The 16,794-nt window shown below is 62.6% G+C and carries 21 protein-coding genes; 7 read left to right on the top strand and 14 right to left on the bottom strand.

The window, feature by feature from the left end; translation table 11 throughout:
- Positions 1–25: 25 nt before the first annotated feature.
- Positions 26–1,630 carry an acyl-CoA synthetase gene (locus tag GJR98_RS11870; protein WP_151138726.1) on the bottom strand — a complete coding sequence of 535 codons (1,605 nt, stop codon included), beginning with the start codon at positions 1,628–1,630 and terminating at the stop codon, positions 26–28.
- 67 nt (positions 1,631–1,697) lie between these two features.
- Entirely contained in the window at positions 1,698–2,813 is a 1,116-nt protein-coding gene (locus GJR98_RS11865; RefSeq protein WP_151138724.1) for a bactofilin family protein, read from the bottom strand.
- A 174-nt stretch (positions 2,814–2,987) separates the two neighbouring features.
- Between GJR98_RS11865 and GJR98_RS11860 the strand changes: the two genes are divergently transcribed.
- Both GJR98_RS11860 and GJR98_RS11855 read left to right on the top strand, forming a co-directional pair.
- A complete protein-coding gene (locus tag GJR98_RS11860; protein WP_151138722.1) occupies positions 2,988–3,962 on the top strand; it encodes an aldo/keto reductase in 975 nt (324 codons plus the stop codon).
- A gap of 36 nt (positions 3,963–3,998) precedes the next feature.
- Positions 3,999–4,493, top strand: coding sequence for a hypothetical protein (locus tag GJR98_RS11855; RefSeq protein WP_151138720.1), 495 nt, complete (start codon positions 3,999–4,001; stop codon positions 4,491–4,493).
- On the opposite strand, the gene GJR98_RS11850 is transcribed toward GJR98_RS11855, so the two are convergent.
- Genes GJR98_RS11850 through GJR98_RS11840 form a run of 3 tightly spaced genes read right to left on the bottom strand, consistent with a single transcriptional unit; the run spans position 4,469 to position 7,428 of the window.
- Positions 4,469–5,668: an MFS transporter gene (locus GJR98_RS11850; RefSeq protein ID WP_151138718.1), complete on the bottom strand. Its 1,200-nt coding sequence runs from the start codon at positions 5,666–5,668 to the stop codon at positions 4,469–4,471. The genes GJR98_RS11855 and GJR98_RS11850 overlap by 25 nt on opposite strands.
- Before the next feature lie 36 nt (positions 5,669–5,704).
- Positions 5,705–6,763, bottom strand: a complete 1,059-nt coding sequence (locus GJR98_RS11845; RefSeq protein WP_191965459.1) for an iron transporter — start codon at positions 6,761–6,763, stop codon at positions 5,705–5,707.
- Positions 6,760–7,428, bottom strand: a complete 669-nt coding sequence (locus GJR98_RS11840) for an SCO family protein (RefSeq protein WP_151138714.1) — start codon at positions 7,426–7,428, stop codon at positions 6,760–6,762. Before GJR98_RS11840 ends, GJR98_RS11845 begins: the two co-directional genes overlap by 4 nt.
- A 143-nt stretch (positions 7,429–7,571) precedes the next feature.
- On the opposite strand from GJR98_RS11840, the gene GJR98_RS11835 reads away from it, so the two are divergent.
- A complete protein-coding gene (locus tag GJR98_RS11835; protein WP_151138712.1) occupies positions 7,572–8,870 on the top strand; it encodes a DUF7405 family protein in 1,299 nt (432 codons plus the stop codon).
- Positions 8,871–8,894: 24 nt separating this feature from the next.
- Here the strand turns inward: GJR98_RS11835 and GJR98_RS11830 are convergent, their stop codons facing one another.
- From GJR98_RS11830 to GJR98_RS11820, 3 genes are all read right to left on the bottom strand, one after another.
- Positions 8,895–9,563 (bottom strand): cytochrome c biogenesis CcdA family protein, encoded by a 669-nt coding sequence (locus GJR98_RS11830; protein WP_151138710.1) that lies wholly within the window; start codon positions 9,561–9,563, stop codon positions 8,895–8,897.
- A complete protein-coding gene (locus tag GJR98_RS11825) occupies positions 9,563–10,147 on the bottom strand; it encodes a TlpA family protein disulfide reductase (protein WP_151138708.1) in 585 nt (194 codons plus the stop codon). Before GJR98_RS11825 ends, GJR98_RS11830 begins: the two co-directional genes overlap by 1 nt.
- Before the next feature lie 133 nt (positions 10,148–10,280).
- Entirely contained in the window at positions 10,281–10,973 is a 693-nt protein-coding gene (locus GJR98_RS11820) for a thioredoxin domain-containing protein (protein WP_151138706.1), read from the bottom strand.
- A 122-nt stretch (positions 10,974–11,095) separates the two neighbouring features.
- On the opposite strand from GJR98_RS11820, the gene GJR98_RS11815 reads away from it, so the two are divergent.
- Entirely contained in the window at positions 11,096–11,428 is a 333-nt protein-coding gene (locus GJR98_RS11815; protein ID WP_151138704.1) for a 2Fe-2S iron-sulfur cluster-binding protein, read from the top strand.
- A 25-nt stretch (positions 11,429–11,453) separates the two neighbouring features.
- Here the strand turns inward: GJR98_RS11815 and GJR98_RS11810 are convergent, their stop codons facing one another.
- Positions 11,454–12,023: an NUDIX hydrolase gene (locus GJR98_RS11810; protein ID WP_151138702.1), complete on the bottom strand. Its 570-nt coding sequence runs from the start codon at positions 12,021–12,023 to the stop codon at positions 11,454–11,456.
- A 182-nt stretch (positions 12,024–12,205) separates the two neighbouring features.
- Between GJR98_RS11810 and GJR98_RS11805 the strand changes: the two genes are divergently transcribed.
- Complete coding sequence (locus tag GJR98_RS11805) at positions 12,206–12,397, top strand: DUF1918 domain-containing protein (RefSeq protein ID WP_151138700.1); 192 nt, start codon at positions 12,206–12,208, stop codon at positions 12,395–12,397.
- 36 nt (positions 12,398–12,433) lie between these two features.
- Entirely contained in the window at positions 12,434–12,862 is a 429-nt protein-coding gene (locus tag GJR98_RS11800) for an RNA-binding protein (protein ID WP_151138698.1), read from the top strand.
- Positions 12,863–12,893: 31 nt separating this feature from the next.
- Here the strand turns inward: GJR98_RS11800 and GJR98_RS11795 are convergent, their stop codons facing one another.
- Both GJR98_RS11795 and GJR98_RS11790 read right to left on the bottom strand, forming a co-directional pair.
- Positions 12,894–13,457 (bottom strand): thioredoxin family protein, encoded by a 564-nt coding sequence (locus GJR98_RS11795; RefSeq protein WP_151138696.1) that lies wholly within the window; start codon positions 13,455–13,457, stop codon positions 12,894–12,896.
- A 71-nt stretch (positions 13,458–13,528) separates the two neighbouring features.
- Positions 13,529–13,954 carry an EamA family transporter gene (locus GJR98_RS11790; protein ID WP_151138694.1) on the bottom strand — a complete coding sequence of 142 codons (426 nt, stop codon included), beginning with the start codon at positions 13,952–13,954 and terminating at the stop codon, positions 13,529–13,531.
- A gap of 174 nt (positions 13,955–14,128) precedes the next feature.
- On the opposite strand from GJR98_RS11790, the gene GJR98_RS11785 reads away from it, so the two are divergent.
- Positions 14,129–14,326, top strand: a complete 198-nt coding sequence (locus tag GJR98_RS11785; protein WP_151138692.1) for a DUF7501 family protein — start codon at positions 14,129–14,131, stop codon at positions 14,324–14,326.
- 45 nt (positions 14,327–14,371) lie between these two features.
- Here GJR98_RS11785 and GJR98_RS11780 read toward each other — a convergent pair whose 3' ends face one another.
- The 3 genes from GJR98_RS11780 to GJR98_RS17980 form a co-directional block, all read right to left on the bottom strand.
- Positions 14,372–14,818, bottom strand: coding sequence for an ester cyclase (locus GJR98_RS11780; protein ID WP_151138690.1), 447 nt, complete (start codon positions 14,816–14,818; stop codon positions 14,372–14,374).
- Positions 14,819–14,940: 122 nt separating this feature from the next.
- The gene (locus tag GJR98_RS11775; protein WP_151138688.1) at positions 14,941–15,384 is read right to left on the bottom strand and encodes an ester cyclase; all 444 of its coding nucleotides are present in this window, start codon (positions 15,382–15,384) and stop codon (positions 14,941–14,943) included.
- 114 nt (positions 15,385–15,498) lie between these two features.
- Entirely contained in the window at positions 15,499–16,737 is a 1,239-nt protein-coding gene (locus tag GJR98_RS17980) for an MFS transporter (protein WP_151138686.1), read from the bottom strand.
- Positions 16,738–16,794: the final 57 nt, after the last annotated feature.

The raw sequence follows: 16,794 nt of genomic DNA, 5'->3' as shown, positions 1-16,794 counted from the left end.
ACCGTGGGGTAGTCCCCTGAGAGGGTTACTTCTCTTGGGAACGGAGTTCGATACGGCGAATCTTCCCCGAAGAGGTCTTCGGGAGTTCGTCGACGAACTCGATTTCGCGTGGGTACTTGTACGGTGCCGTCTGCTCTTTCATGAACTCCTGAAGCTCGGTGACGAGGTCGTCAGAGCCTTCGTAGCCGTCGACGAGGACGACGAACGCCTTGACGATGTTCCCGCGTTCGTCGTGCGGGCTCGCGACTGCTGCTGCTTCGGCGACTGCCTCGTGGGACACGAGTGCGTCTTCGACTTCGAACGGGCCGATGCGGTAGCCCGACGAGATGATGATGTCGTCGGCGCGCCCTTCGAAGAAGAAGTAGCCGTCTTCGTCGCGGGAGGCGAGGTCACCGGTTCGGTAGTAGTCGCCAGAGAACGTCTTCTCGTCGAGGTTGGGTTTTTCGTAGTAGCCGTCGAAGATACCCGGACAGCCGACAGGGACCGCGATTTCACCGATTTCGCCGTCGTCGACTTCGTTCTCGTCTTCGTCGATGATAGTTGTTCCGAGGCCCGGCGTCGGCTTACCCATACTACCGGGTTTCACGTCGATACCGGGGTAGTTCGTGAGCAGGGCGACCGTCTCGGTCTGGCCGTAGCCGTCGCGCGGGATGACGTCGAACGCTTCGCGGAACGCTTCGATTGGTTCGCGGTTGAGGGGCTCGCCGGCCGAGAGGACTTCCTTCAACTTGAGGTCGTACGACCCGAGGTCACGCTGTGCGAACATGCGGTACTGCGTCGGGACGGCACAGAGACGGGTGACGCCTTCTTCTTCCATGAGTTCGAGGAACAGGTCCGGTTCGAAGTCGCCGCGGTAGATGAACTGAGTCGCACCCGTCGTCAGGCCGACGCCGACGGGACTCCAGAACCACTTCGCCCACCCGGTCCCGGTGGTCGCCCAGAGCAGTTCGTCCGAGAGGTCGTCGTCGGCCGTGACGCCCCACCAGTAGGGTGCGTTGATGAGTTCGAAGCAGCGCATCCAGCGGTGGCGGTGTCGAACGGGCTTCGGTTGCCCAGTCGTCCCGGAGGTGTAGTTGATGGACATGCCATCTTCTGCCTTCAGTTCGGGGCCGTCGTGCTCGTCAGACTCGCCGTCGACGAGGTCGGCGAAGTCTGTCCACCCGTCGGGCGCGCCGCCGAGCGAGACGAAGTTCTCCAGTGGTGTGTTGTCGCGTACGTCGTCGACCATGTCGACGAGCGACTCGTGGACGACGGCCGTCGTCGCCTCACAGTCGTTCGCGCGGAACTCGATGTCCTTCGGCTTGAGCATCGAAGAACTCGGGACGAGGAGCGCGCCGCGCTTGAGCGCGCCGAGCTGGATGGCGAACACGTCGGGGTCCCGCGGAAGCAGATGAATGACGCGGTCACCTTTGCCGACGCCCATCGATTCGAGCGCGTTCGCAAATCGGTTCATGTCCCGTCGGAGGTCGTCGTAGGTCCGTTCTTCGCGTGTGCCCTCCGCGTCACGGAACTTCAGTGCCACCCGGTCACCGAACGAATCGGCGTGGGACTCGATGACTGCCGGAATGTTGTAGTCTTCCGGGATATCCCACTCGAACAATTCCAGTTCGGCCTCGTAATCGACTGCCATAACTCGACAGACAGAGAGGACCATAATAATTGTTCGTCCGCTATTTTGTGGGGTCGTCGAACCGCCGTCAGGTCATCGGAGAGCCTTCTTGCGGTCCTTCGTCGGGCATGCTCACTGTTTCGTCGCCTTCGTCACCGGACTCACCGCGGAGTGCCAGCGCGAACGCGCCGAGACCCACGAGGAGGACGACGAAGTCGACGATGCCACCGAACGGGACGAAGTCCAGCAGCGCCAGGATGAACAGCCCTGCGAACAGGGCGACCCAGCGGTTGTCGTAGTCCGCCAGTGAGAGCAACCACGTCCCGAGGACGAGTGCCCCGTAGATGCTCGCGACCCAGAGCACCAGGGCGAACCCGACGCCACCAGCGAGTGACAGCGGGATGCCGATGATGGTCAGGAGTAAGACGAGCAGGACGATGGGGACGGCGACGATGAGGAGGAGACCAGTCCCACCGCTGCGGAGCGCCTTCTTCGTCCCGAGGCCCGTCACACGAGTGGCGAACGTGGGTGCCACGAGGACGATAATCGCACCGAGGACTAAGTTCGCGATGAGCCAGTACCCAGTGAACACCCACGCCGGGATGATGGGGCCTTCGAACTGACCGACTGGCACACCGAAGACGGGCGGGCCAACGACTTCGAGGTCGTCCACCTGCGTCGCGCCGCCAGCGATGGCCGCACCCGAGTCAATCGACGCAGTCGCTGCGTTGTACTGCATCGCCCCGCCAATCTGTACGGCTGGGCCGACGACGAGCGTCTCAGCGGTGACGGTGACGTCGCCACTGATGGCTCCGTCGAGTCTCACATCTCCGCCTGCAGCCTCCATCGACCCGCCGACAGTGGCCGTGTCGCGGACGAAGATGGCACCGGCGGCGAGGTTCACGTCACCGTTGACTGTCCCCTCGATGGTCACACTGCCTGCAACCCCTTCGAGTGAGCCAGTCACGACACCGGTTTCTGCCACGAGGACGCTACCTGCTGCTGTTTCGACGTTTCCATCTACTGTCCCCGCGATGACGACTGTCCCACCGGTTGCTTCGAGGTCACCGACGTAGGTTTCCCCTTCGTCGATGACGATGGCACCGCCGGCAGACGGTCCCTGTTGTGCAGTCGCCACACCCGCGACGGACCCAATAACGAGGACCGCGAGGAACAGGGCGACCAGCTTGGTTCTACTAAACATCGGAATCACCGAGGCCTTGCCTCAGTTTGATGATACAACGTGTGAGGGGATAAACAGGCGTAGAGAGTCTCATTTCGAGGGAATGTGGCGATTATTGGGAACTTCGTCTCTACAAGTTGAACCGAACTGTCCGGGTGGTCCACCTTTTTGCCCCTGCCCTGTGTGCCTGCGGGCATGGAGTACACGACACTTGGTGACACCGGCATGGAGGTTTCGCGTATCTGCCTCGGTTGCATGAGTTTTGGCACCCCCGACTGGCGCGAGTGGGTCTTAGACGAAGAGGCGGGACTGGAACTGGTCGACCGCGCCATCGACCTCGGTATCAACTTCTTCGACACCGCAAACATGTACTCCGACGGCGAGTCCGAACGCGTCCTCGGCAAGGCACTGGAGGGACGCCGCGACGAGATGGTCGTCGCGTCGAAGGTGTACTTCCAGATGGACGAGAACGACCCGAACTCGGGTGGGCTCTCGCGGAAGGCCATCGAGCAAGAACTCGACAACTCACTCGACCGACTCGGGATGGACACACTCGACCTGCTACAGATTCACCGCTGGGATTACGACACGCCAATCGAGACGACGATGCGCGCTCTCGACGACGCAGTCCGTCGTGGAAAGACGCGATACGTCGGCGCCTCGTCGATGTGGGCCCACCAGTTCGCCGACGCGCAGTACACAGCGGACGCACTCGGTCTCGACCGCTTCGCGACGATGCAGAACCACTACAACCTGCTCTACCGCGAAGAAGAACGCGAGATTCTCCCGCTCTGTGAGCAGCAGAACGTCGGCGTCATCCCGTGGTCGCCACTCGCCCGTGGCTATCTCACGCGCCCGCACGAGGAGTTCGAGGCGACGACACGCGGCGAGACGGACGAACTCGCGAAGGGGCACCCCTACTTCGAAGGCGGCGGCCGCCAAGTCAACGAGCGCGTGCAGGAACTCGCCGACGAGAAGGGCGTGAAGATGGCACAGATTGCGCTGTCGTGGGTGCTCCACAAAGACTGGGTCGACGCACCCATCGTCGGCACGACGAGTATCGAACACCTCGAAGACGCCGTCGAAGCACTGGACATCAAACTCTCGAACTCTGATATCGAGTATCTCGAAGAGCCCTACGAACCGGTCCGGGTCTCTGGCCACGAATAGGGGAACACACTTTACTGCCGTTCGAGAGGTTCGACCGTGCACAGGCAACTGGTCCGAGTCGCCCGCGACGACCCCGAGAGAGTAATACTTGGAGTCGAGTTGGTTCTCGCAGTATCGACGCTTCTCGGCGTCGCACTGACGCTGCTCTCTCCAGTCGTCACCTCGGTGGACCTCGCCGATGTCGGACTTCCGATTGCGATGGTCGCAATCTCCGTTCTCACAGTCACGTCGCTGCTGGCGGCCTCGCGGCGAATCGTCCGCCTCGTCACCGGCCGGGGCGGGCTCGCTATCGAATCGTTCTGGCGACTGCTCGAAGTGCTGTTCGCCTTTTTCGTCGCCGGTATCGCTGCCCTCGCCATCGAACTCGGGCAGTACATGCAATCGATCTCGAATCCGCACGGCAGCGGCGTCTTCGTCGGCCTCTTTCTCGCGTTCATCCTCTCCGGAGTCGCCCTCGCAGTCATCGTCTGTCTTCGCGGGATGTGGCGGGTCGTCGACGCCGAACTTCAGTCTGCACTCACTGGGGGCTGACCCGCCCCGACCCGGTCGAGCCGTTTGACCGCCCGGAGCGCGATGACCGCGATTGCGACTTCTGCGAGTCCAACGACGAGGAACGACGGGAGGTAGCCGACGGCGTCGGCGACGACGCCCCCGACGACGAACCCTGTGAGGAAGCCGAGACTGCCGAAGACGTTGAAGCCTCCGAGCGCCGCGCCGCGTTCACCAGGTGGTGCGAGATCGGTCACGAGCGCCATCGTCGCGGGTGCGACGAGGGCACCGAAGACGCCGACGACGACCATCAGTCCCGCCGCGAGTTCGAACGTCGGTGCGAGACCCACAGCGACGATCGCGACACCGTACAGCATCGACCCCACGACGACCGGTCTAAACCGACCGACGCGGTCAGAGAGCGACCCAAACGGGTACTGCAAGATAGCAAAGGGGACGAAAAAGAGCGCGAGCACGCCCCCTGCGACAGCGGCGTTCACCCCGAACGTCTCACGGAAGTAGAACACGCCGACGAGTGCGAAGAACCCGGCCGTCATCCGGTCGATGAAGCCGAACGCGTAGGGAACGCTGAACGCCGGTTTCGCGGCTAACTTCCGGAGGACGGTTCCGATGCCGACGCGGACGGAGTCCGGTGCTCTATCGGGAACCGTCGCGACGAGAAGTGCCACACCGACGAGGACGGCCGCCGCGGCGTAGAGCGGTGCGAGTGGGTCGAACGTCGAGAGTCGACCCCCAACGACCGACCCGAGCGCGGCACCGAGACCGATAGCGATACCGGCCGCACCCATGTTTCGGCCGTTCCCACCGGAGAGGTCTGCGAGCATGGTAATCGCCAGCGAGAAGGCACCGATGGTCATCGCACCGCCGAACAGTCGGACTGCGAGCGCGATACTAAACGGCATCCCGAGACTCGGAAGGGCGGCGAGGACGAGGTAACTCGTCGCACCACCGAGGGCACCGACGACGATGAGCGACGTTCGCCTGCTGAGTGCGTCCGACGCGGCACCCCAGACGCTCGCGAAGGTGACGAAAGCGGCGAATTCGGCGACGAGGAACAGCATCCCTGCCGAGATGTCGCCGCTCCCCCCGAGCGCCGAGACGAGGTCTGCGACGCCCGGGTAGAGTAACACTTGTGAGACGAGCACTCCCCAGACGGCGAGGGCGAGCGTCACTCGTTCACGGCGCGTCGCGGTCATATACGAGAGATAGAAACTCGGCCAAAATAGGGCTGTCTACGTGAGACGAACGGTGTCGAACTCCAGAAACGCCGTCTCGTAGCCCTCGTGGCGGGCGACTTGCGGCGGCGTGTCGACGAGAACCTCGACCGCGTCGTCGTTCGAGAGACTGGGGACCGTCGCGCCGTAGTGGAATCCCAGTTCGGGGTCGAGTCCGGGTTCGAGCCTGTCGTCGAATCGGACCAGTCCGCCGCCAGAGACAGTCGCCGAGAGGCCCATCCGCGGGACGACGAGGCGGTTGTACGGTGTCTGTACCGAGATGGCGAGATACGGGTCTTCGCCGAACCTCGGTGCAGAGATGGCTGTCCCGACCAACCGGAGACCACTCGCCATCCCGGATCCGAGTTGGTCGCCGGGGAGTGGTTCGGGGGCGCGCCCGAGGGGAACCATCTCCATCTCCATCGGTTTGACCGCACCCGGGTCGCCTTTCTGGTCGTCAAGCATCGTGTACGGAATGTCGTCTCTGTCTCGCGTACTGAACTCGAAGTCGAGCGTCACGGTGGCCGGCGATTCGAACCGTCCAGCCAACTCACCGTAGCGATTCAGCGACGCAGCGCCGACGTTCACCCGAACGTCGTACGTTCCGTCACCGTCGAGGCCGAAATTCGCGCCGTAGTGGAATCCCATCCGCTGTGAGAGCATGGCGTAGATGACCTCCTCACTCACGAGTTCGCCGTCACGGCTGAGTTCGACAGACAACCCGGTGTCGGGGACGACAGTTCCCGTCTCGGGGTCCCACACAGACGCCATGAGGTGTACGTCGTCACCCGGTTCGACGGTCGTCTTGCTCGTTCCGTAGTCGCCGTCTTCGTCGTCCAACACCCAGAAGCGGTGAGGGTAGCTATAGAAGAGGCCAACGCGGTAGTCGCCGGCGTCGGCGGTTCCGGCCATCTTCATCCCCTCGACGTGAGTCGGGATGTACACCTCGTTCGGACGGTTTCTGACGACGGGCGGTTCGTCTGAGGTGTAGAGTCGACCGAGTTCTGCGAGGCATCCAGAGAGTCCGACTGCCGCGGCAGTTCCTGTCGCGGTGAGGAATTGCCGCCGTCTCATCACGCCTCCCGAAGTGCGGTCAGGTCGTCGATGAGCGTCTGTTCGTCCGGTTGGTTTCCGCGGTAGGTTCGCTCGACGTAGCCGTCGCCGTTGACGAGCATTACGAGACCGAGGTGCGTGAACATGTAGTTGCCATCCTCGTTGGGTTCGTTTTTCTCGAAGAAGACGCCGAACTGGTCTTCGACGACCGACTTCGCTTCTGCTTCGTCAGCGGTCCTGAGGAAGTGCCAGTTGCCGACGTCCATATCGACGTTCATCTGGTCTGCTTCCTTCTGGAACGCTGCTGTGTCGTCGCGGGCGGGGTCGAACGTGATGGGGTAAAAGGACACCTCGTTGGCGTACCCCTCAGTGACCGAGTGAATCTGTACCTCGCGGAGCGCGCTGATGAGGACCGGACAGACGGTCATACAGTTCGTAAAGAAGAACGTGTGAAAGTGCGGTGTGTCGATGTCGCGGACGGCGACTTCAGTCCCGCGAATCGGGTCCGTGAGCGTCACGTCGGGGACTTGCTGGCCCCACGCGGGGTACGGAAGGTCCTCACTCGAGATGTCGTTTTCTCGGTCCGGCTTGGAGAGCGACACGTTCGGATTGCCGCTCCCACCGAGACAGCCGGCGAGTCCGACGGCCGCGCCCGTTCCGACCGCACGGAGGTAGGTTCGTCGCTGCATTATCTCCCACTTACGGCCAGAGCCTAAAATGCCGTTTGGTGTGTGTTTCGAACGCACAGGCGGCCGATTTCGGTTCGAGAACTGAACCAGTTCTTCGACACGCACACCAGAACGGACTTGCCGAAGAACTCCCTAGCCGACGTATGTTCGACGGGTCTCCGTCTCGCCGGGAGTTTCTGAAAGCCGCTGTTGCGACGGGTGGTGCAGCAGCGCTTTCAGCCTGCCTCGATAGGACACCTGACGACTCCGTACCAGCCGGAACCGACGACTTCGACGCGCTCCCAGCGAGTCAGCACGCGTGGAACGACGCCTGCCAGACCGACGAGTACGGCAACGTCGAGATGCCTCGCCATCAGGTACTCCTCTACCTCGAATTAGACCGTGACGGCCCACCGACGGAATCCGACCGCTCGACGGCCGAGAACGCGTTCCGCGTCCTCGACCGGGCGTACGAGCGGAGTCACGAGGGACTGTTGTGGTCGATTGGCTACTCACCGCGCTACTTCGACCGATTCGACGACCCACTACCGGAGGACATCGACCTCCCCGAACCGCGGGCGCTCTCGCCGTTCGAGACGCCGGCGTTCGACCGACAGGATGCGCTCGTCCACCTCGCATCGGACCGCGCCGACGTCGTGCTGGAAGCCGAACAGGCGCTCTTCGGCGAAGTCGACACGGCGAACGGCATCACCGTCGACGCCGACCTCTCTGGCGTCTTCTCGGTCGACGCCCGGCGGACTGGGTTCGTCGGTGCTGGACTCCCAGCAGAACGCCAGTCGGAACTCAACGGCATCCCCGACGGGAATCCCGTCCCCGAACACTCGCCGCTGTTCATGGGCTTCAAGGCCGGATTCGCCAAGAATCAGGCCACCGAGGAGTACGTCACCATCCGAGACGGCCCGTTCGCCGGCGGGACGACCAAACACGTCGCGAACGTCCGCCAGCGACTCGGTGACTGGTACGACGAAGAAGACCAGTATCACCGCATCATGAAGTTGTTCTCGCCGGGACACGCCGAACAGGGTCTCGTCGAGGGAATCGGCGAGAACCTCGGCGACGACAGCGGTATCGACGCGATGCTCGACCGTATCCGCGACGACGCCGAGCAGTTCGGCCACGTCGGCCACGCCCAGAAGGCCGCGCGCGCCAACCGCGACGAGGACGGCAACGTCAAACTCCTTCGGCGACACTTCGAGTCAGCCGACGACGGTATCGCCAGCCTCCACTTCCCGTCGCTCCAGCGCGGCATCTCGGACTTCGAGGCGGTTCGAGAGGCCATGAACGGAACCGACTTGACCGACATTCCGACCATCCGCCAGCGAGTCAACAACGGTATCTTGGAGTACCTCTTCACCAAGCACCGTGGCAACTTCCTCGTGCCGGCGCGTCGGATTCGGGCGTTGCCGACGACGAACGGGGAAGTGCCGATAATAGACGACTGACGAGAGAACGGAACGGCCGATTCTTCAGACGTAGCCGAGGAACGAGAACGCCAACCAAATCTGCCAGACGCCGGCGGCAATCATCACGACGGCAGCGACTTTCTGGACGGACCCGACGTACTGCGAGAGCGACCGGATTCGGTCACCACCGAGGGCGGCCAGCACCGTCACGATTGCCAGCGGCAGGGCCGCCGCAGTCGCGTACGCGCCGAGTGAGACGACTGTCTGCGCAGTTGGGAGCGCCAATGACTGGGCGACGACGCCGAGGAAGATTGGGACGACACAGCCAGCGGCCGCTAGCCCGTAGACTGCTCCGAAGATACCGAAGCCAGCGACCGACGAACGGTACTCGGGCAGAACGACGTGCAGACTCGGTGCCCGGCCTGTGAACAAGAGGAGGCCAAAGACGACGAGAGCGCCGCCGACGATGGGTTCGAAGAGTGCGATGTGTGCCGCAATTCGACCCCCGATGAGGGCGAGAAGGACACCGATTGCGGCGAGGGCGGTGAGCGCGGCGAGCGATGCAACACCGCCGCGAGCGACGGCCCCACCGAGGTCGGCGTCGTCGCGCGAGAGATAGTACCCGACGTAGCCCGGAAGGAGCGGATACGCACAGGGCGCGAAGAACGTGGCGACACCAGCGCTGAGTGCGAACGCCAGCGTGCCGGCGAAGGCGGGGTCGAGACCGAGCATCAGCGCGCGTCCTCGATAGCTTGGCGGAGGTTCGACTCACTCGCGAGTCCGCGGTGGGTCCACGTTATCTCGCCAGTTGCGTCGAACACGACGAGGAACGGAAGACCGCCCGCTCGGACGGCGCGCATCAGTCGACTCTCTGGGTCGTGGCCAACGACCCAGTTGCCGTCGTGTTCGGACCACCAGTCGCGAATGTCGTCCATCGTGAGGCCGCCGCCGAGTCGTTCGTTCGTCACGGAGACGAACGCGACGTCGCCACCGAACTCAGTGTGGAGGGACCGGAGTGACTCCATCTGTGCGACACACGGCGCGCACCACGTCGCGAAGAGGTCGAGAACCGTGGCCGTTCCCTCGACGGGTACCTGAATATCGCCGGCAGTAGACCCCTGCGCGTCGATGGTATCGACGACAAGTGGGAGCTCTCCAGCGTCGGAGTCGGAAGACGAACCTGTCGTCTCGGTCGCCCCACTCTCGGACCCCTCTGTCGTCGCTCCGCCAGACCCGCTGGTACCCCCGCCGAGACACCCCGCGAGACTAGCAACACCCGAACCCGCGAGGAGACCGAGTACGTCGCGCCGGTTCATCTATCACCACTCCGGCGCGTTCCGACAGACGCTGGCATCGCTCTCATACAACTGGCTAGTGAATCTCGACCTAAAGAACCGCTGGTGTCGTGCGCGAATCATGCGCGAGAGGTAGTGTGCGCGTCGAATCCGGTTATCGGGCGTTCTCGATAGCCGTTTTGAGGTCTTCCCATCGAGGCGCGACTTGCTCGCCGTTCACGAGCACGGTCGGTGTCCCCTGGAAGCCACGGTCTTCGACGGCGTCCTTCCGCTCTGCTTCGATGAGAGGACGATATCGTTCGCGTGCGGCGGCCGCTACAATAGAACAGCCATCGAGTCCTACGTCGTCCGCGATGCCCTGCAGCGTCGAGAGCGCCTCCTCGTCGTCGCTTTGTCGGAACGTCGACTGCTGCTCGTAGAGCGTCTTGGAAACGTCGAAGAACGTCTCGTCGTCACCCTCGTCCTGAACTGCACGGGCGCCGGACGCGCCGACCCACGACCACCAGTCGTCGACGGGAATCGGAAGGTCGTGGTGGCGGTAGGCGACGATGCCTTCGGAGACGTACTCTGACTCGAGTTTCGGGAGGACTTCGAGACTGAAGGTCGCACAGTGAGGGCACGCGAAGTCTTCCCAGCCATCGACGACGACTGCGGCGTCTTCGGGGCCCATCCGTGGCGCGGGGAGGGAATCGACTGTCGCTCGTTCGGGGACGTCACAGCCAACAGCAGCGACGGTTCCGTCGTCAGTCCCGGCACCACCACCGCCAGACCCTCCGAGACACCCTGCAGTGCCGAGGGTCAACGCACCTGCCGTCGCGGCGAGATACGCACGTCGTGTTTGTCGCATGAGTTGATGGAAGGATGTGTCGTACTTCAACTCACCGGGGATACGTCGCCACGTCTCGACACCCCCGAGAGTGTGACACGGAGAACGATACGACTTAAACCACGTGCGTTCTCTCGGTGGACGTGCCAACCGTCCGCTTCCGTGGCCGCGAGATTGCCTGCGACCGGGGAGACGTTCTCAGAGACGTCCTTCGAGCGGCCGGTGAGTCCCCACACAACGGGAACTCGACGTGGTTCAACTGCCGTGGTGGCGGGTCCTGTGGGACGTGTGCCGTCCGGATTCGAGGCCCCGTCACGTACCGGACGAAAAAAGAACGGCGGCGACTCCGATTCCCGCCTCACGACCCCGATTCCGGCCTTCGACTGGCGTGTCAGACGCTCGTCTTGGGTGACCTCACCGTCGAGAAGTACCCCGGATTCTGGGGACACCACGTCTCAGACGAATCGACCGACTGACGCAGTTTCTCAGTGGGACCCGTCTTCAGTCGTCGGCGACGTGGTCGAACCACGCTCGGAGGTCCGCCCGGTCGCGGGTATCGGCCGGAACGTCGTCGACGGTGAACCACCGGGCCGCAGAAATCTCTTCGTCCGGGTCGTCGGCCGACGGAACTGATTCTTCGGTGGCGCGGGCCTGATAGATGGGCATGATGCCCCACGTCTGGTGTCCGCCACACCGAATATCGACTCTCGTCGCCATCGCGAGGCCACCGTAGGTGGCTGAGATACCCGCTTCCTCTGCGAGTTCCCGGCGAGCCGCCTCTCTGAACCCTTCGCCTTCGTCGACGCCGCCGCCGGGGAGAACCCACATGTCGACCCCCTCGTGCCGAACCAGCAGGACTTCGTCGTCGCGTCGGCGGACGACGGTGTGGGCGCCGTACGGTGTTCCGGTGGCTTTCACGCGCGTCGCTAACGTTCGGAATCGGTCGCGTGAGACCCGGCGTGTGTGGACGGGTTCGAGAAAGTCAGCGTGGCCTCGTCGCAGTCGGTGATACGCCTGTTCGGCCCGTTGTCGTGCCTGGTCGGCGAGGAACCAGAGGTCGTCGACCGTCATCGAAGTTGGTCTGACGGCCGGTTTCTGCGCGAACGCCTCAGCATAGGTGACGTTTGGAGTGACTCCACAAATTGGCTTCGACACTCCGCTGACCAGCGTCTGCGATTGGTCCGTGGCACGCTGTACTACTGTGCTCGCGGTTAACCATCGCCCTTTTATTCGGTGGCGCGGAACCTGTGTCTATGAGCTTCGAGAAAGACGACAAAGTCGTTCTGCACGACCAGCACAGCGAGTTCGACGGCGAGACCGGAACGGTCACGCAGGTCATCGAGAGCATGTTCGGTGAGCCGACCTACACGATTAGCTTCGACGAGGGCCAGGAAGTCGGCATCGCCGAGAACCAGCTCGAAGCCGTCGAAGAAGACGAAGAGTAACCCCACCACACTCCCGCCTCCGAGAAGACCCCTACAATGCCACGCGTTCCGTTTCACTACGTCGACCTTCGAGCGTTCTGTTACGAGACAGAAGACGAAAAGCGGGTCGAGGAGGCGCTTCGGACGTTCCTCCCCGACGACTTCGAAGTAGACCGTATGGAGAGCACCGGCCACCACGGCGACCGAATCGTCGTGTTCTCGGCGCGCGCCGAGCGGGCCGACGATATCCGCCACATCCTCGCGAAGATTCGCGAACTCCCGGACTTCGAAGAACTGTTGGACGAACTCGACGACCGAGTCACAGAGAACACCGAGTTCTTCTTGCGACTGGACAAACAGGCCGCGTTCAAAGGCGAGGCCCGCCGCGGTGGCGGGCTGACGCTCCGAGCGAAGGTCGAAGCCTACCCGGCGAAGAAGGACGCGGCCGTGAAGAACGCCCGTGAGGCGCTTCTCGGCGGCGAGTAACCCTCACTCACACAGTCGCGAGTGGCGAGTCTTACTCGCTTTTCCACTTGATAGAACAGCCTTGAGAGGGATATTCGTCGATTGGGATATCCTCACCGGCGAGGAGGGCTTCGACGGCCTCGCGCATCTCGTAGGCCGTCACCTCGTCGTCGGGACTCATCGCGTCGTCGATTCGTGAGTGGAACACGAGTTCGAACTCGTCGCCCGTGTTTTCGAAGAGGAACGGGTCGGGTGTGCAGACGGCACCGTACGACGCGGCGACTTCCTGTGACTCGTCGTAGAGGTACGCAGTGTACTGAATCGTCCCGTCGTCGACGAGTTCTTTCATGCGCTCGAACGAGTCGTCGGGGTAGGTCTCGGCGTCGTTCGGGTTGATACCGACGACGGCGAGGTCGTCGTACGCCTCGGCGAGGTGGTTCAGTTCGTCGAACTTCGCTTTCGCGTAGGGACAGTGGTTACACGTGAACACCACGAGCAGGGCGTCGTAGTCGTCGAACGATGCCAGCGAGTACGTCTTACCGTCGGTTCCCGGGAGGTCGAACTCGGGTGCAACGTCACCGCGTTCCAGTTCAGAGTCGGATTCGAGCAGTACCATACACGGGGTTGGCCCGCGAGCGACAAAAGCAGTTGGCCCGAGAGCAGTTGGCCCGAGAGCGAGCGACCACGTTACTCGACGGAGACGAGGAAGACGGCGAGAACCGCGAGCAGGATACCCGCGACCTTTCGAATCGTGACGGGTTCGCCGAGGGCGACGATTCCGACGAGCGCCGAGACGGCCAGAAACATCCCGAAGATTGGCGCGACGATAGACACGGGGCCGAGCGACAGTGCCCGATAGTACGAGAGGATACCCACGGCCAGACAGACGCCGGCAACGAGAACGTACGGAAGTTTCGGACTGACCACCGAGTCGGAGACGCTCTGTCCGGAGACGACGATGACACCAATGGTCGCCGTGACGAGGATTCCGTTTGCGATGAGTGCGGCCACGTCGCTCGGAATCTTTCCTTGTCCGGTCGTCGCCACTTTCATCAAGGGGGCGACGAGCGAGTAGGCGGCGAGCGCGATAACGGCCCACGAAATATAATTCACCGAGAGTTCACCGTTCGAGTACCGGACGCGGAGCGTGTATAGGGTTACGGTTCGGGGATAAAGCGAAATTCTTCGTTGTATGTTCAGGTGTAAATTCGGCACGAGAATAATACTCTGTTTTCAAATTCCCGAATGGAGCATAGATTTATCAAGTATTATCGCATAACGGTAGACATGTCCCAGGAAGTATCCCCCTCGGTGATTGCACACACGTGGGACGACCCGACTCGCTGCCCGTTCTGCCTCGCCAAACTAGAGAGCGAAGGTGCAGGCTTCATGGACCACATCGACGAGAGTCCAATCTGTCGACAGGGGTTCGGAATGTGGCGCGATGCAGTCGCCGACGACGTCGGCGGCGAGTGGTCCGGCTAAGCTGCGGCCACTCAGCGCACTGATTTTTTCGAAAAGAGACCGTGCTTACTCGGGAGTGAGACCGAGTTGTGCCATCATCGTCATGATGTCCGTACTGTTCCACTCTTCGACGACGAGGCCACCTTCGACACGAACCTCGTAGAGGCCCCACGTATCCATCGTATTGTTCGTCGCTGGGATGTCACCTCGTGCGCTGCGGAGCGTCCCGTCGTGGGTGCCAGTGAGGCGGTACCGTCCATAGACGTGGTCGTCGATTGCCTTCACGTCGGACGCTTCGACGTGGAGGTCAGAGAACGCGTCGTGGTACTTTCTAGCCCAGTCTTTCACTGCCTGTGTTCCGACGATACCCTCCGGTTCGGAGAACGCGTGCGCCTCGACGAGTGGGTCGTACTCCTTGTCGATGATGTCGTAGTTTCGTTTGTTCCACAACTCGTCGATGATGCGGAAGGACATCTCGCGGTTCTGTTGTTCCTGGTCGGTTAGTTCAGCCATCTGTCAACACCAGTCGTATAGACGCACCCTGTCGACATAGTTATGTATTCATTCCATCATGAATGCTGGTGGTGAACAGAAAAGTCGGTCTGCTGTTGGCGGTGCTTCGTTCGACCCGTCGCTCACTCGGGCATGACACCGAGTTGTTCCATCATCCGTATGCCGTCCGTGCTGTTCCACTCTTCGACGACGAGGCCACCCTCGAACCGCATCTCCACGAGGCCCCACGTGTCCATCTTCCGGTGGGTCGGCGGGATGTCACCTCGTGCACTCCGGAACGTCCCGTCGTGTGTCCCGGTCATGTGGTATCGTCCGAAGACGAAGTCGTCTTTCGCCGTCACGTCGAATAGTTCGACGTGGAAGTCGGAGAACGCGTCGTGGGGCATTCGGGCCCAGTCTTTCACGGCTTGTGTTCCGACGACAGCTTCGGGCACGTTGGCGTGGACCTCTACGAGCGGGTCGTACTCTTCGTCGACGATATCGTAGTTTCGCTTGTTCCACAACTCTTCGGCGAGCCGGATGCACGTCGTTCGATTCTGTTGTTCTTGTTCGGTAGTCGCAGCCATCTCTCCCACCACTAGAGAGGACGCGAGAGAGTAGCTTAGTTATGAACTCTTAGGCCCATGAACGTCGGCAGAGGAGAGAACTGGGGGTCGTGAGTTGCGGCGAATGGGCTGGCGTCAGTCGCCTGCAGTCGCACTCGTATCTCGTGCCGACCCATCGACGTGGCCCAAGAGCCATCGTGTGAGTCCGAGCGAGACGACGCCGAGGACGGCGACCACACCGAACGCCACTTGGACGCTCGCGAGGTCGATGAGTGCGCCGAATGCGGGAGGAGCAACCGCACCACCGAGAGAGATTCCAATCGTGACGACGGCGAAGTTCTTGCCGAGGTCACTCCGCTCGGAGAGTCGGTCTGCGAGCGTCGAACGCGCTGGTCGTGAGACGCTAATCGTCCCGCTGAACGGGAGAATCAAGACGAGCAACGCGAGTGGAAGCCACCCGCTGGCGAGAAGCGCGGCCAATGCGGCGAGGGCTGCGTACCCGCCGAGCGCGACGTCTCCGGGGCCGATTCGGTCCGTGAGTGACCCGCCGAGAAGGATGGTCCCAGCGCCCGTCACGAGCATGCCCGAGACGAGGAGGTTTGCCGTGCCCGGCGCGAGACCGTACCCCCCGGAGAGCAGTTGTGGCGAGTACGTTCGGATACACCACGCGGCCGCCGAGGTGAGAAACGAGAGGAGTGCGAGTCCCATCAGTCCGGACGATTTGACGAGGCTGACAGCGCCGCGACGGACTCCCGCGAGCGTTGGGCGAGCAGTCGGACGGTCGGACACTGCTGGTCGTGCGATTTCCGGTGGGAATCCGCGGGCGACGGGGAGCGCAACGAGTGCGAAACCTGCGCCGAGGATTGCAACGAGGCCGATGACCCAGCGCCAGTCGAGGCCGAGGTAGCCAGTTCCTGCGGCGATAGCGTACGGGACAGCAAAGCCGAGCGACCCGCCGAGGGCGTGCAGCGAGTACGCGCGCCCACGATTCGTCTCCGACGAGGCCGTCGCGAGCAGTGGATAGTGTGCAGGGTGGTGTCCGGCGATACCGACGCCGAGGAGCGCCTGTGAGACCAGAAGCCAGCGATACGAGGGTGCAAACGCGGTTGCAGCGATACCGAGCGTCCCGACGACGAGCGAGATGGTGAGGACGAGTGTGCGGCTCTTCGAGTCAGAGAGGTAGCCAAACGGGAGTTGCAAGAGCGTCACGACGGCCCCTTGGACGCCGATGGCGAGGCCGACCGCGGCGATGCTCACGTCGAACTCCGCCGCGACTGTGCCAATAACTGGCGCGAGGGCGACGAGATAGGCGTGGTTGACGACGTGCGACCCGGCGACGAGGCCCACGACTCGCTGTTCGTGCGTGTCCGTCACAGGAGAGTGGACAGATTCAGTCGTGAAAAGCACGCCGTCCGCGGTGATTCCATCCGC

It is taken from the genome of Haloferax marinisediminis (assembly GCF_009674585.1).
Lineage (GTDB): Archaea > Halobacteriota > Halobacteria > Halobacteriales > Haloferacaceae > Haloferax > Haloferax marinisediminis.
The sequence above is the reverse complement of the archived record's forward strand: the minus strand, read 5'-3'. Positions and strand labels throughout refer to the sequence as shown.